The sequence below is a fragment of the Anaerococcus provencensis genome, from assembly GCF_000312365.2.
In the GTDB taxonomy this organism is placed as follows: Bacteria; Bacillota; Clostridia; order Tissierellales; family Peptoniphilaceae; genus Anaerococcus; species Anaerococcus provencensis.
This window is the reverse complement of record NZ_HG003690.1, coordinates 124,270-138,697: the sequence shown is the minus strand read 5'-3', so window position 1 is coordinate 138,697 and position 14,428 is coordinate 124,270. Positions and strand designations below refer to the sequence as shown.

Genomic DNA, 14,428 nt, shown 5'->3' with positions numbered 1-14,428 from the left:
ATTGTTAGCTTTTGGGTGAATTTTATTAGTTATTGATCTGCACTGAATATTCTGGTTTTTTTGGGGAGTAAGCTAATTCTCATTATTGTCCAATTCATTATTCTCTAACAATAATACATCATGAATCTATCATAAATTTTACAAAATTTGGCATATTCATTATTCTATTTCTATTATTCATATCAATAGATTTATCTATATCATCAAGATATATCCAATTAAGAATAGACTCTTGCTTTTCTTTACCTATATTAACCCATTTGTCATGGTTAAAATAATAATGTTTAATGGTTGTCGATTGCAATAATAACTCAGATAAAGCTAATTGAAACTCTTCTGTATCTTTTGAATTAAAAAATCTAAAATTTTTGTCTACTTCAAAAAAATTATTGTCTCTAATACAGGCCATTAAAACATAACTTTTATAAATATTTGGAATTAAAATAGTATACATAACAGTAGTCCCATCATATTCAAAAAAATTACCTGCAATATTTAAGTTCCCATTTATTTCATATGCTTTATAGTATATTTTATTTCTTACGTTATTTATATTAGATATAAGGTACTTTACATCTCTCTCTAAAGCATTTTCAGAATTCATAATATTAAAATATAATTTATCAAATATCCTATGATTAAATTTCTTTCTTCTTTTATCGGCACATATCCTATTAGACATCCTTTCATACCAATAGTATATCGAGCACCTTAATACATACTCATACACGGTTTTATCGTTAATCACAATATTTTCTGATTCATCAATCAATTTAAATAAATCATTATCATGTTTTTTACATAATCCATTAAATGTTGATGCTGATTCTATCGGAACATATTGCTCTATATAATTTTGTTCATAAGGATTCAAAGTAGTAGTATTTCCCTTTTTAAATTGTCCTACAACCTCAACACCATTTTTATTCCGTGCAGATATTCTGCTCAATCCATTTTTCTTTGATATAGAATGTGCTTTTATTATTTTTCCATCACATTTATCAGTATAGCCATCTAACATACACTTTTTTATAGCTTTACATGTTTCGTAGCTATTATAAAATTTAAATATTTTTTGTCGTGTATCTATGTCATTATTTAATTGAATGTTACCAATATCCATAACATCTTTTTTACTCAATTATTACCTCACATATTTTATAATGTTTAACACTTAAAGTTATTCCATTGTATCCCCTACTCCAAATACCCCAGCACTTCCCCTTCTACAAAGTCAGCCGCGACAGTTCTTATTAACTTCCTGTATCTCAGCAAGCTAATCTTTTCCCCATTTGCCTCGTTGTAAGCGTCTTTGTCTGCGTTTTTTATTAGGTCATCTTCCCCTAGTGTCTTGCTATTTTCTTGTTTGTCTTTGTAGTTGCTGGTGTAGAAGATTAAGTCGTCTTTTACTACCTTGTATTTGTCAACAAATTTGTTTATTTTTTCTTCTATGATTTGATTTATTTTGATTCTTGCCAACTCTTCGATATTTTGATCTACAAATTTGTCTGGGTCTTTTGTCATTTCTTGGTAAATTTCTCTGTAGACTTCTGCTTTTTCTGGGTTGGTTTTGCCTAGATCTTCTATAGTTTTTTCGATTTCACTATCTTGTTTTGCATCATAGTCAGACCTATTTTTGGCCCTTTCTTGCATGAGACTTACTAGGTAGTTATAGTCTATGGTCCCTTGGTGGACTGATATTGGTTCATAGTAGAGATCCACTGGCAAGCTAATGTCCACTTCATCTGATTTTGGCAATAATGCCTTTACATAATTATATTGATCAAAATATTTTTCTAATGTATCGCTATCTATAAGATTTTTATAATATTCTTCATCTTCATCATATTCACTGTAGACCATGACTGCAGCATTGGCCTTGTCGAATTTTTGGAAGGCTGAAACAAACTTCACCAATTCCTCATAGCTATTCTCAATCTCTGGACTATCTACTATCTCATAAGATAAAAGTTCTTCAACCGCCTTGGTAAATCTCTCTTTTGATTCGTTATAATCTGGTGCAGTCACATAGTTTTCTCCACCATTTGAATAGAGTTTGAAGGCATTTTCGATTGCTTCTTCAAAGGCTTTTGGTGATCTAAAAGTTATGATCTGCCCATAGGCCTTGCGATCATCGTAGAGTCTATTAGTCCTGGAAAATGCTTGGATAAGTCCTTGAGGAGTCATAGGAGCCCTGTCTATCAATAGTAGAGACATACTTGGAGAGTCAAATCCTGTTAGAAGCCTATCGACCACTATAACTATATCCACCTGCTCAGTCCTAGACTTGTACTTATCTTTTTTTCTTGCAAGCCTCTCATTTAGGTTGCGGTTGTAGGAGCCTATGGTTTCTAAGGAGAAACTCATCCCATATTCATCATTATAGTAAGCCATGGCTTCTTTCATAGCCTCGTTATTTTCTATGGTTTTTTCATCATTTTCTACAATAGAATAGGTCATAGCAACCTTTGGGAAATCGGCCACCATTGACTTAACCCTATCGGAAACTTTTACCTCTGACTCACCCTCAATAACTTGTCTAAAGAGCCTATAATACTCTTGGGCATCCTTGATAGATGATGTTGTAAGTATGGCACCGTAGGTCTTGCCTCTGCCCCTATCTAGGGCAAATTTTCTTGGCATACCATTTATGATTTTATTTATAACAGCAAGCTTATACTTATCCTCTCCATAAACTTCATCTGGTATATAGGCTTCAAGTTCTGATCTCTCATATTTGTAAACATCCATATCTGGCTTAACATTTGCCACAATATCATAGACACCCTCGCCTATCATATCCAAATTATCTACTTGGAAGCCCAGAACTGCCCCATCGCCTATGGCTTCTTTGACTGTATATTCGTGGAGCCTTTTGCCAAATTGCTCCTCTGTAGTTTGTGGCAAATCTCCCACAGCAGCTTTTTTGTTTTCTGCAAAAATCGGCGTACCTGTGAAGCCATACCACAAGGAATTTATGAAAAATTTCTTCAAAATATTTTGCTGGGCTGGAGATATGGCTCTGTGGCATTCGTCTATTACAAAGGCAATCTCTAACTTTCTAAGCTTTGCAACTTGGCTTTCCTTTAGCCATTTTCCCTTGTTATTTATCAAATAATTGAGTTTTTGGACAGTTGTCACAACTACTGACCTATCATCTGATAGGAGGTGGTTTTTTAGATTTTTGACATTGTCAGTAGATTCTATATCAACCGTATCATTAGCGGCATAGGCCAAAAATGAACTTGTGGTTTGCTGGTCCAAGTCCACCCTATCCACTATAAATATTGTCTTCTCAATCCTTGGAATCTGATAGAGATTGCGGCTAGCCTTGTAGGAAGTCAGAGTCTTACCAGATCCAGTTGTATGCCATACGTAGCCTGATTCGTGCTTGCTTGCAGCTTCTTTCAAGGCTTTGATGGCATGGATTTGGTAAGGGCGAAGAATTATAATATTTTCCCCCTCATTATCCAAAACACTGTAGTGGCTAATTAGCTGGTGAGCTTGGGGAATAGATAAGACTTCCTTGGCAAATCCAGACAGGTCATCCACGGGATTATTATCCCTATCATTCCACCTGGTCAAAAACTTTTTGTTAAGCTTAGTATCAGTATTGGCAGCTATGTAGCGAGTGGTCGAGCCATTGGAAATGACAAAGCATTGTAAGCAGGAAAATAGACCCCTGTACTTATCAGTGGCTATATAATTTTTGATTTGATTGAAGGCATCCATGTGGGAGATAGATTTCTTTTTTAGCTCTATTTGGATTAGAGGCAATCCATTAATGAGTAGGGTCACATCAAAACGAGCGTTCTGGTCAAGACCCATAGTTTTTGGTGCGACAAATTGGTTGATGACCTGGTAAACAGAAGAACCACCAGCTACGTCCTCACGTTTGAAAACTACAAGTCTGACAGTACCAAGGCTGGCATCTTCCCTTTGGACAGAGACTTTGGCTATGCCATTTTCCCCAACTAGGAACTTGCCCGCCTCATAAAATGAAGAAAAAGTGATGGCATTTTGGATTTGTCGAAACTCTGAATCAGTCAAAGGATTCTCAGCAAGGACAGACTTGTTGTTAGTCTCAAGGATCCTCCTAAAGTTATTCCAAAGATCCTCATGAGTCTTGATAGATGGCTCGTAGGTCCACTGGCCCTTGTCAGTCACGAGCTGATTAATGAGGTCTTTTTCTAATTTTAATTCATCATCAAATTTTATCTCTACCATAGTATCTCCTATACAAACATCTTTTGGAGTAGGGACTTTTTCATATCCTTGTATGAGTCTAGTAATTTCTTTTCTGTATCGATTTGGGCGTCAAGGTTTTTGAAGAATTGTCCTATTTTTGCTTGTTCTTCTAGTGATGGAATTTTAACAATTAATTCTCTAAAATCATCAAGTTTTAAAGTATAACGTTGTGCTCCTTGTGCTTTTATCTTTAATTGTTTTCTCACTGGTTCAATATTAGCAAAATAGTTAGAAAAATTAATATCAAGAACATATGATTCCGGTCTAAACCTAAATATGTGATATGAGTAGACAAATCTTTCTAAATCATTAGAAATAACCATTGAATGACCTATATCTTCTGATGTTTCTGATGTAGGTGTGAAGAAAATATCACCCTTTTTTATATTCTTATTTAAAATCTCTTTTGGACTTGCGGATGTCTTCATAAAGGTATATTTATTGCCAATGTTAGGAGCCTTATTATTATATACATCCATATAATTAAGTAGACTGACAATCTCCTGATCTTCATATATTACTTTGTCTACTCCTGATGATTCTATTTCACCAATATGGCTTAGTTTCAATTTTCTCCACTCCCCATCGAATCCATCAAACCTAAACTCAGGGACAAGCTCGCCCTTTTTAGGGAACATTTTCTGGAGCATGGATTTTTTGAAATCTTCCATCTTTGCAACTTTGCCTTCTTGAATTTCGATTATGCCATCAATCTTTCTAAATAATTCTCCGATTTTTTCTTGTTCACTTAATTTTGGATAGGATATTTTTTTTCTAAGTAAATCTTTATTATAAAGCCTTTTTATAGTCGAGCCCTCAAGTTCATTCCAATTTACCGTTTCATAAAACTGCTTTAAAAAACTATTTTTTACTTTTTCATTTATATCTAACCAGACTATATTACTATCTTGGTAATAAGCATCTTCACCTTTATACTCAATCACTTTTCCAATACTTCCAGATGCAGAAATAAGAAGATCGCCTACTTTAGGATAAGGGTACTTAGATTTGTACTCTTCGAATAAATCTCTGCTTATATAACTATCAGCTCTAGCTCCAAATGTACCAATCTTATAAAACGGAACATCTCCGATTTCGGAAGTCTCTTCTTTATATATTCTCCTATTCATTGATACACTCCCCAAATCACTTAGAGTTCCCATGTCCCACTCCCCATCAAAACCAGCAAACCTTAGCTCTGGCACCTTTCTCATAGGTCACCACCAAGGATTTCCATAAATCCTTCAAGCTCAGCCTTGGCCTCATCAGTATTTGCTACAAGGTCTTTCATATCGGCAAGGATTTCTGCCTTAAGCTTGTCGGATTCTTCATTGATAGCCTTAATATCTTTTGATACTTCTGCTAAGTCTATTGGCTCTTCTTCTTCGAAGGTATCCACATATCTTGGGATATTTAAGTTGAATCCATTTTCTTCTATCTCATCAAATTTGGCCAGGTGGGCGAATTTGTCTATGTCTTCCCTGGACCTTAAGGCCTTAAATATCTTTTGGATATTGTCTTCTGTCAGTTCATTTTTGTTGCCTTTTTTGACAAACTCTTCGCTTGCATCTATGAAATAAACACTCCTGTCGGTCTTGTCTTTCTTTAGTATTATCAGACTTACTGGTATTCCTGTGGAATAGAATAGATTTGGAGCAAGGCCTATGACTGCATCTATCGATCCATTTTCTAGCATAATTTTCCTAATTTTTTCCTCTGCACCAGACCTAAATAATACTCCGTGTGGGAGGAGGATTGCCATGGTTCCTGTGTTTTTCAAATGGTAAAAGCCATGGAGAAGAAAGGCATAGTCTGCCTTTGATTTTGGTGGGAGAACACCGTATTCTGCAAAGCGAGGATCATCCAAAAATCCCTTGGAAGCATCCCATTTGGCAGAATATGGTGGGTTCATGAGAACTGCATCAAAGTTGGTAGGCTCATCCACTGGCCAGTCATCTGATAGGGTATTGCCTTGATTTAGGGTCTGATACTCTAGTGGCACTTCATGGAGGATCATATTCATACGTGATAGGTTGTAGGTGGAGTTGTTAAGCTCCTGACCAAAATATCTGATTCGACCCGGTTGGTTGGAGAAATTTTTGACATTCAAAAGCAGAGACCCAGATCCCTCTCATGTCAAGCTTATGACAAAAAAGAGGTTATAGTTATGTAATTTAAAAGAGAGTGATTGATCACTCCCTTTGCTACTTCCATATTATGTTCAACACTTCGTTTCCTTCACAGAAGACTGAGTCTATATATTTCTCCATCAATTCTCTGGTAAGTTTAGTGTTGTCTATTACTTCTTTTTCTTCTTTTGCTTTTAGTATTTTTTCTTTTATTGCTTGTATTTCTTCATCTATCAAATTTTTAGAGTCAATGAATTTTTGTCTATTCATCTTGCCTGATTTATACTTCTCAAAATTCTGCATTTTTTTAGCTTCAAGATCTTCGATAGATTTTTCCATTGGTTTAACTTTTACTTTTTCATCCTTGATTGGATCTTCTAAACCATATTTTACCTTTATTGCTTCAAATACTTGCTCTTCAAGGCTTCCTGCTCTTGAGTTCTTGTGTTTTACATTATTACACTTACATATCCTACAAGTAAAATATGTGTGTACTCTAAGGCTTCCATCAGGTCTTTTGTGTTTAGATTGAGTACATCCTAGAATGTGATTACAAGTTGGACATTTTGCAAAACCTTGTAATGGTGATTTCTTTCTCCATTCATAATCGGTATTTTTACCTTTCATAAACAGATTCTTCTCTTTAATCTTTTGAACTTTTTCAAAGTCTTCTTTAGATATAATAGCTTCATGATTATTCTCAACTCTTCCCCATTCCTCTTTTGGTTTGAACTTAAAAGAAGATGGATTTAATACTGACTTATCTTGCATATTGAAAGTGTAAGTTCCAGTATAATTTTCATTTGCTAATACATCTATTACATTACCATTAGTCCAAGTTGGTCTAGGCTTTTTCGCAGTTCTAATTATTGAATATTCAAAATCAAGATTTGTTAATTCGCTCTTTCTTTTTGATGGTGTTGGAATTTTTTCCTCATTTAATATCTTAGCTATATTTCTTGAAGATATACCATCAAGTGCAAGTTTAAAAATCTTCTTTACTATCCAAGCTGTTTCTTCATCAACTATGATTTTGTGTCTATCGTTAGGATCTTTCATATATCCCAATGGTGGACTCCAAGCTAAAAACTTTCCTTGTTTTTTAAGTGTAGTCATAGATGACTTTACCTTTTCAGAAATATCTTTTGTGTAGAAATCATATAATAGTCCCTTGAATTGAATATCTAAATCTGTTCCATTCCCCTTTTCTTTGTTACTATCATAGCCATCATTTATGGCAATGAATCTTACTCCAAGGAATGGAAATATATTTTCAAGATAATCTCCAAGTGTTATATAATCTCTCATAAATCTGGACAAGTCTTTTACAATTATCGTCTGGATATTATTTTTCTTTACATCTTCCAGCATTCTTTGAAAGGCTGGTCTATTTTCATTTGTTCCAGAATATCCATCATCAACATATTCTTCTCTTGTGAAGTTCTTAAATTCTTCATTCTTGTCGAGATAATCGTTTAGATATGCTCTTTGGTTTATGATACTTTCACTCTCATCAGTCTTTATCATATCTTCAACGGATAATCTAATATAAAGAGCAACCTTACTCATCGTCTGTTCCTCCTACCAAATTATCTATATTGAATTTAAAGACTATTTCAAATTCATGTTTATCATAAACTATTATTTTTTCGATTAAGCTATGGATTAAATCGCCAGGTAGCTTTTCCAAATTCTTTGAAGCATATAAATCATTTATCCATTTTGTTGATTTTAATCTTTCTTTTTTAAGCTTTGATATATTAACTTCAATTGCTGAAATCTCGTTATCAAATGTAGACATATGACTTTGAGCAATCTCTCTTTTTAATAGATACTCGTCTCTATCAATCTTACCTAGACTATATTCTTCATAGGCTCTTTGAATGATATTTTCTTCATTTAGATTTTTTCTTTTAAGATTTTCAATGTCTTTCTTAAAAGTATCTATTGCTTTATTAAATCTAGCTTTAATTTGATTAACAAATTTCGTCTTGCTAGTTGTCTTCATAATAAACTCAGAAACTTTATCACTAATAGCCTGATCCAAATCCCTTTCCATAATGAATACTGATTTTTCGGGTTTTATACTTCCACTAAATCTCTCATTTTGAAATGAATAGTAAAGTCTATCTTTATTTTTACCATAGATACGAGTTCTTCTATTAAGTTCTTTGCCAGTATTATTGTTGATTACAAGCCCTTTAAATCTGTTCTCATAGTCCCTATTTTCAAAATTGTGCATTGGCGAACTGAAAACATGATTTTTCTTTCTTTCTTGTCTTTCTTGTAATATTCTTTCATGAACTTCCTTAGAAATGATTGCTTCATGTGCATTCTCACAAATTATATACTGACTTTCGTCTACAAAATGTTGTTTAATTCCTTTTGCAAGATTTTGTTGCTTAACTCCTTGTACTAAAGTCCCCGTATAAGCTGGGTTTGTAAGCATTTTAGAAATTGTCCCTTTATTCCATTCAGGATCATCATTTTCTCTGTAAACTCTCCCAGTTTTATAGTAAATCATTCCAGGAGCATAGCCTTTTTCATTAAAATGCTTTGCTACTTCATATTGGCTTTTGCCTTGAAGAGTCAAATCAAACATCTCTTCCACAATAAATCTAACATTTTCATCAATTACAAGTTTTTGACCTTCTTTAGATTTTTTAATCTTGTAGCCATAAGGTGGAACAGAACCAATAAAATATCCGTTTCTTGCTCTATTGTGTTTTGAGGTCTTTATCTTAACTGAAATATCCTTAGCATACATATCGTTGATAATATTTTTAAGAGTAACCTCAAAAGATTTCTTTGAATCTGTTTCTTTGACTGTGTCTAATTTATCATTAACCGAAATAAATCTAACACCTAAAAATGGAAAAACTTTATCAATCAATCTTCCCATTTCGAGATATTCTCTTCCAAGTCTTGATAAATCTCTGATAATAATACAATTGATTCTTCTATCTCTAATATCTTGCATCATATTCTGAAATGATGGTCTTTCAAAGTTTGTCCCACTATATTCATAGTCAGTGTAAACTTCTAAAACATCTATATTTTCTTTTAATGCATATTCTTTACAAGATAGAATTTGAGTTTCTATTGAATAAGATTTTTCTCTCCAATCTTCTGTTCTTTCGTTGGATAGCCTTGTATAAATTCCGGCCTTAAAGACTTTTCTTTCTGTCTTTTCAATTTTCTTTTCAATATATCTTTTGGAAGTTCTTGCCATTATAAAACACCTCCAGCTAATTGCATTGGAGTCTTATTTTCAAGAGCATTTCCAAAGACCTTATTTATTGAAATCAAATTCTTCTTTACTTCGGACTTACTTTCACTTTCTTCTTTTATAAGAGTCTTCAGTAAGTTAACTGTTTCCAAATTATTAAAGACAAAATTAATCTCATTATTTTCTCCGATTTCAATTCTATCTATAAAAGATACAATTGTTAGTCTATTTAGACTGCTTAAATCAGTGGGAACAATTTCGGAAACCAAACTGTCCTTTTTTTTCATCTTTTCTTGCAAGTTGGCAAGTATATTTTTCTTTGTAGCAATTTGTTTCTCTATTTCCCTGATTTTAATAAGATAATTTTTTCTGAACCTTTCAAACTCTTCAGAAGTTATAAGTTCATCTTCTAAGTCCATATATAAAGATTGTCTAAGTCTTTCATACTTTCTCTTTTCTGAGTTTAAGCTTTCAAAGTCAATATTAAATGTAACTTTTGATACATCTAACTTATTAACTTGACTTAGTAATTCATTGTATTTTTTTAAATAATCTTTAAGTGCAAAAAGAGTCATATCAAGTAGATAGTCTTCTTTTATACTATGTCTTGTGCAATCTCCTTTGTTATTATAGTGAGAACAAATATAAAAAATATTATATCCATTCTTGGACTTAACCTTTCTTCTAACCATTGAAGATCCACAATCTTTGCAATAAAGCATTCCTGATAAAATATGTGGTATATCTGCTGATTGTTTTACATCTCGGAGCATCATCTTATTAGCCAAAGCATAAATGCTTTTTGAAATAATAGGCTTATGAGAGTCGTTTATTACAATCCAATCTTCTTCATTTACTTCTACTTCTCTCTTAGACTTGTAATTTAGTTTTCTAGTTTTCCCTTGTTCAAGCACTCCTATATAGACCTTGTTTGTAATAATCCTATTGACCATTTTTGCGTCCCATTTAGAGACTTTAACAATAAAACCAGTAGTATGATTATCGCCAGAATTTTCTTTATGCTTAGATGGTGTTACACAACCTATGCTATTTAAAAAATCTGCAATAGCCTTAGATGAGTAGCCGTCTATCTTCATATTGAAGATTCTTTCAATTATGTGTGAAACTTCTGTATCAACGACTAACTTATGTTTGTTTTTGCTGTCCTTCTTATAACCAAAAGGAGCAAATGCACCAATAAATTCACCATTCTTTCTTTTGATCTCTTTTGAAGATTTAACTTTCATAGAAATATCCCTACAATAAGAATCATTAATAAAGTTTCTTATCGGTAGAATTAGGTGTGTATCGCTTACATCTGCATTTTCACTGTCATAGTTATCGTTTACGGAAATAAATCGAATACCTTTTTCTGGAAATATCTTCTGTAGATATTTACCTGATTCGATATAATCTCTCCCGAAACGGGATAAGTCCTTCACAATAATTATTTTGAACTTCTTCTCTTCAAGATCTTGAATCATCTTCTTAAATTTTGGTCTGTCAAAATTAGATCCTGAAAAGCCATCGTCTACATATTCAGCAACAATTTTAAAATCATTGTCCCTTGCATATGATTTGATAATCTGTCTTTGATTTGAAATAGAATTACTTTCTGTGCTATCTCCATCCTCTCTCGATAAACGAAGATACATACAAGCAAATTTTTCCATCACAAAACCTCCTTAATTTGTATTTGGGCAAATAGTCATTAAGGAGTTCTTCTACCACTTATATTTTACCGCACCCAAGTTTTTAAGTCAGCACCCCAGCTTATAGTCTTATACAAGCTCTACATAAATAAAGCTCAACAATATCTAGTAAGTCGAGGGACTCTTTATCACTTTGAGTGTAAGTAATTTTTTTAGAATAATCTTCTTTTGATATTTGCTCTTTAGGTTTACATTTCTTCTTTTCTTTTGTATTCATAGGTTTTACCTCACAATATAAAATTAAAGTTTTTTGACATTGACAAGTGCCTTGGATTAGCAACATAGGAATCTCACCTCCGCCTCTGTTCAGGATGAGCCGGCTTCAACCTTAGAAGTATCATTATCCTCATTTTCTTCATAGCGAATAGGGTATCCCTCCCTATATTCAAACTCTTACTTATCGCTCCCTTTCTTCTTCCCTTGCTTTTAGCTTAGCAGTACTTATTTTGCCGAATTATTCAGCAGAAAGATCTTGGCGGATAGGTTATTACGCTCCAAAAATGATTAATGTCTTGTCTTGGTCTATTCAATTGTTAAGGTTCAAAATTTATCGAGAGTTATTAATCTTTTTTTAAATTTGACCATCAGAAAATAATTATCTTGATGAAACAAAATTGTTTAAAATTACCCTCTTATACTTAACAGTGAAAAGAAGTCTTTCTTGCTAACCAATTTTCAAAAATAAATTTGGTTAAATGAAAAGGTCCAATTCCCACTGCATAAGTAACAGTGAAAATTAGACCCTCTTGGTAACTGTCATCTAAAAGTCTTCTAACATTTCCTTTAGTTTTTCTAAGACTTTATTACGCCTTTTAATAACGGCTGGATTAGAAATATTCAGTTTAGCGGCTACTTCTCTAATTGTTTCTTCTTTATAAAAAAGACTTTCTATCAAATCCCTTTCAACAGGGTTGAGTTTAGAAATAGCTCTTCTTACTTCTTCAATCATTTCCTTTGTTTCGATAATTTTTTCAACATCAAATTCCAGATCTTCTAAATTTTCTTCGAAATTTCCATCATGATCATAGGAACAAAAAAAGAAACAGTTATTTAACCTGTCTCTTCTCATTTGATATTTCTCTTTATTCAATTCACTATGGTAAGCAAGATATACTTCCTTGCTAACAACTACTTTTTTTCCTTCTACAAATAAATAATATTCTTTGTCCATTAATTTTTCCTCCTTGCCCGCTTGAATTTCTTTTGTTTGAAAATGAAATTCACACAAGGAGGGCTTCTAATTCTTTGCATATATTCTCCTGGGCATAAAAAAAGACCGAAAGAAAATAAATTCTTTCAGTCAATAAATGCCAATATTAAATTCAGGTGCAAATCACCTATCATGGATATTATATATGCACTTAAGTACACATAAAATTCGTATATGGTACTTTTTTCATTCGGAAATAGTACGCAATAAGTTCGTCATAAATTAATTTCTTAGATGTTCATTATTTCTTCAATGCTGCGACCGTCTTTAAGTTGGCTAATAGCAGTCGGTAAAGTATATCCCCAAATTATTACACCAACCAATGCAATTGCTTCCTTCTTTCTTTGATAATAAACAGTTCTCTCTAAAGACACACTTCTCATACAAGCTTCATCAGTAATCTTTTTTTCAGAAATGTAGTAGTTATAAATAATCTTATGATAGATTTCTCCATATTCTGGATAAACTTTTAGCCTAACACAGGCATCATAAATTATTAAAAGCATAAGCTTACTATCCATTACATTGGAAACTATATTATTAAACTTTTCTTCAACTCTTTCTGGAGCAAATGTAGAAAGATACAAGTAAGCAGATTCTGAAGTTGATCCATAGTTTTCTTTACTCTCAAACATCATAAAATTTGCCCTGCTATCTACTGCCCAGGTAACTTGTCTATATAAACTTAAAATAAGTTTTGCAGCCGAACTAATTTCTTCAAATTTCAAGTTGCTATCTACATACATGTTCATTATATTCTTTAAAGTTTTACTTATTCTCAATCTAATCACCCCAATACAACTTATTTACAAACTTGAATGTTTGTGCTATAATATGAATATAAGTTCAGTTTGTATTATATCTCAAATTGAAAAATAATTCAAGCACTATTGTTCGTATTAAAAGTTATAAATGCACATTAGTTCAGGAGGTTAAAGTTATGGCTTTTGCGGATAGATTAAAGGATTTTCGTGAAAAAGAAAAGTTAAGTCAAGCAGATTTTGCAAAGATGATAGGAATAAGTACAAGAACTCTTGTACATTATGAAGACGGAGAAAGATACCCAAGAGATGTCGAGGTTTACAAAAAAATAGCTGAAGTTATGGACTGTGATTACAATTATCTTCTAGAAGAAAGTGATGAGTTTTTAAATAGAGTTTATAACATGGGTGGCAAAAGAGAATTAGAAAAAGCTAGAGCATTAACAGAAGGTCTAAGCTCTTTATTTGCAGGTGGAGAAATTTCTGACGAAGATAAAGATGCTGCTTTTGAAGCTATTACTCGTGCTTATTGGGAGGCTAAAAGAGAAAACAAGAAATACGGTCGTAAGAAAAAAGATTAGGTGATTTTATGAGCATGAATCGCTATATATATGATAAGGTTAATCGACTTATAAAAAAATATAAGACACGAGATCCTATCGAATTAATAGAAGCTTTGAATATTAACCTGGTATATCTACCTAAAACAGAAATACTTTTAGGAATGTACCATTATATTCAAAGGAACAGATTTATTTTTATCAGTAGCAACACAAATTTTAATAGAAAAACGATATTAGCACATGAATTAGGTCACGATCAACTACACAGAGATTATTGTATGAGAGGTGGAGCTTTTCATGACCAAACAGTATTAAACCCAACAAACAAATTTGAAACTGAAGCTAATATTTTTGCGGCTCACTTATTAATAAGTGATGAAGATGTCCTAGATAATATCAATGATCAAGTTTGTGATTATGAAATTGCTGGAAAATTAGGTGTAGATATAAATTTACTAAATCTAAAAATTTCTGAGTTAGCAAAAATGGGCAAGTTTAATAAACCAATTAATGTTAATATACCTCAGGGAGATTTTCTTAAAAACTATCGCCCTGAACATGATGATTATTATTAGG

At 32.6% G+C, this 14,428-nt stretch carries 12 protein-coding genes; 2 read left to right on the top strand and 10 right to left on the bottom strand.

The window, feature by feature from the left end; genetic code table 11:
* Window positions 1–118 precede the first annotated feature (118 nt).
* The 10 genes from BN38_RS09420 to BN38_RS09375 form a co-directional block, all read right to left on the bottom strand.
* Window positions 119–1,141 (bottom strand): hypothetical protein, encoded by a 1,023-nt coding sequence (locus tag BN38_RS09420; protein WP_044567269.1) that lies wholly within the window; start codon window positions 1,139–1,141, stop codon window positions 119–121.
* Between the two features lie 56 nt (window positions 1,142–1,197).
* A complete protein-coding gene (locus BN38_RS09415) occupies window positions 1,198–4,227 on the bottom strand; it encodes a type I restriction endonuclease subunit R (protein ID WP_044567266.1) in 3,030 nt (1,009 codons plus the stop codon).
* Window positions 4,228–4,235: 8 nt separating this feature from the next.
* On the bottom strand, window positions 4,236–5,462 hold the full coding sequence (locus BN38_RS11040; RefSeq protein ID WP_044567264.1) for a restriction endonuclease subunit S: 1,227 nt from the start codon (window positions 5,460–5,462) through the stop codon (window positions 4,236–4,238).
* A complete protein-coding gene (locus BN38_RS09405; RefSeq protein WP_084593785.1) occupies window positions 5,459–6,364 on the bottom strand; it encodes an N-6 DNA methylase in 906 nt (301 codons plus the stop codon). Before BN38_RS09405 ends, BN38_RS11040 begins: the two co-directional genes overlap by 4 nt.
* A gap of 88 nt (window positions 6,365–6,452) precedes the next feature.
* Window positions 6,453–7,946, bottom strand: a complete 1,494-nt coding sequence (locus BN38_RS09400) for a recombinase family protein (protein WP_044567260.1) — start codon at window positions 7,944–7,946, stop codon at window positions 6,453–6,455.
* A complete protein-coding gene (locus BN38_RS09395; RefSeq protein WP_044567258.1) occupies window positions 7,939–9,609 on the bottom strand; it encodes a recombinase family protein in 1,671 nt (556 codons plus the stop codon). Before BN38_RS09395 ends, BN38_RS09400 begins: the two co-directional genes overlap by 8 nt.
* Window positions 9,609–11,279 carry a recombinase family protein gene (locus BN38_RS09390; RefSeq protein ID WP_044567256.1) on the bottom strand — a complete coding sequence of 557 codons (1,671 nt, stop codon included), beginning with the start codon at window positions 11,277–11,279 and terminating at the stop codon, window positions 9,609–9,611. The genes BN38_RS09395 and BN38_RS09390 overlap by 1 nt, the downstream gene beginning before the upstream one ends.
* 100 nt (window positions 11,280–11,379) lie before the next feature.
* Window positions 11,380–11,601 carry a hypothetical protein gene (locus BN38_RS11185; protein ID WP_000924586.1) on the bottom strand — a complete coding sequence of 74 codons (222 nt, stop codon included), beginning with the start codon at window positions 11,599–11,601 and terminating at the stop codon, window positions 11,380–11,382.
* A gap of 477 nt (window positions 11,602–12,078) precedes the next feature.
* Window positions 12,079–12,489, bottom strand: a complete 411-nt coding sequence (locus BN38_RS09380) for an RNA polymerase sigma factor (RefSeq protein WP_044567254.1) — start codon at window positions 12,487–12,489, stop codon at window positions 12,079–12,081.
* A gap of 269 nt (window positions 12,490–12,758) precedes the next feature.
* Window positions 12,759–13,280, bottom strand: coding sequence for a hypothetical protein (locus BN38_RS09375; RefSeq protein ID WP_326544538.1), 522 nt, complete (start codon window positions 13,278–13,280; stop codon window positions 12,759–12,761).
* A 188-nt stretch (window positions 13,281–13,468) separates the two neighbouring features.
* Between BN38_RS09375 and BN38_RS09370 the strand changes: the two genes are divergently transcribed.
* Together BN38_RS09370 and BN38_RS09365 are read left to right on the top strand one after the other, a co-directional pair.
* Window positions 13,469–13,870, top strand: coding sequence for a helix-turn-helix domain-containing protein (locus BN38_RS09370; RefSeq protein ID WP_000852880.1), 402 nt, complete (start codon window positions 13,469–13,471; stop codon window positions 13,868–13,870).
* A gap of 8 nt (window positions 13,871–13,878) precedes the next feature.
* Window positions 13,879–14,427, top strand: coding sequence for an ImmA/IrrE family metallo-endopeptidase (locus tag BN38_RS09365; protein ID WP_044567251.1), 549 nt, complete (start codon window positions 13,879–13,881; stop codon window positions 14,425–14,427).
* The last annotated feature ends 1 nt before the right edge of the window (window position 14,428 follow it).

Coding starts and splice junctions, on each gene's coding strand:
- BN38_RS09415 (WP_044567266.1), bottom strand. CDS start 4,227: ATGGTAGAGATAAAATTTGATGATGAATTAAAATTAGAAAAAGACCTC.
- BN38_RS11040 (WP_044567264.1), bottom strand. CDS start 5,462: ATGAGAAAGGTGCCAGAGCTAAGGTTTGCTGGTTTTGATGGGGAGTGG.
- BN38_RS09400 (WP_044567260.1), bottom strand. CDS start 7,946: ATGAGTAAGGTTGCTCTTTATATTAGATTATCCGTTGAAGATATGATA.
- BN38_RS09395 (WP_044567258.1), bottom strand. CDS start 9,609: ATGGCAAGAACTTCCAAAAGATATATTGAAAAGAAAATTGAAAAGACA.
- BN38_RS09390 (WP_044567256.1), bottom strand. CDS start 11,279: ATGGAAAAATTTGCTTGTATGTATCTTCGTTTATCGAGAGAGGATGGA.
- BN38_RS11185 (WP_000924586.1), bottom strand. CDS start 11,601: ATGTTGCTAATCCAAGGCACTTGTCAATGTCAAAAAACTTTAATTTTA.
- BN38_RS09380 (WP_044567254.1), bottom strand. CDS start 12,489: ATGGACAAAGAATATTATTTATTTGTAGAAGGAAAAAAAGTAGTTGTT.
- BN38_RS09375 (WP_326544538.1), bottom strand. CDS start 13,280: ATGAACATGTATGTAGATAGCAACTTGAAATTTGAAGAAATTAGTTCG.
- BN38_RS09370 (WP_000852880.1), top strand. CDS start 13,469: ATGGCTTTTGCGGATAGATTAAAGGATTTTCGTGAAAAAGAAAAGTTA.
- BN38_RS09365 (WP_044567251.1), top strand. CDS start 13,879: ATGAGCATGAATCGCTATATATATGATAAGGTTAATCGACTTATAAAA.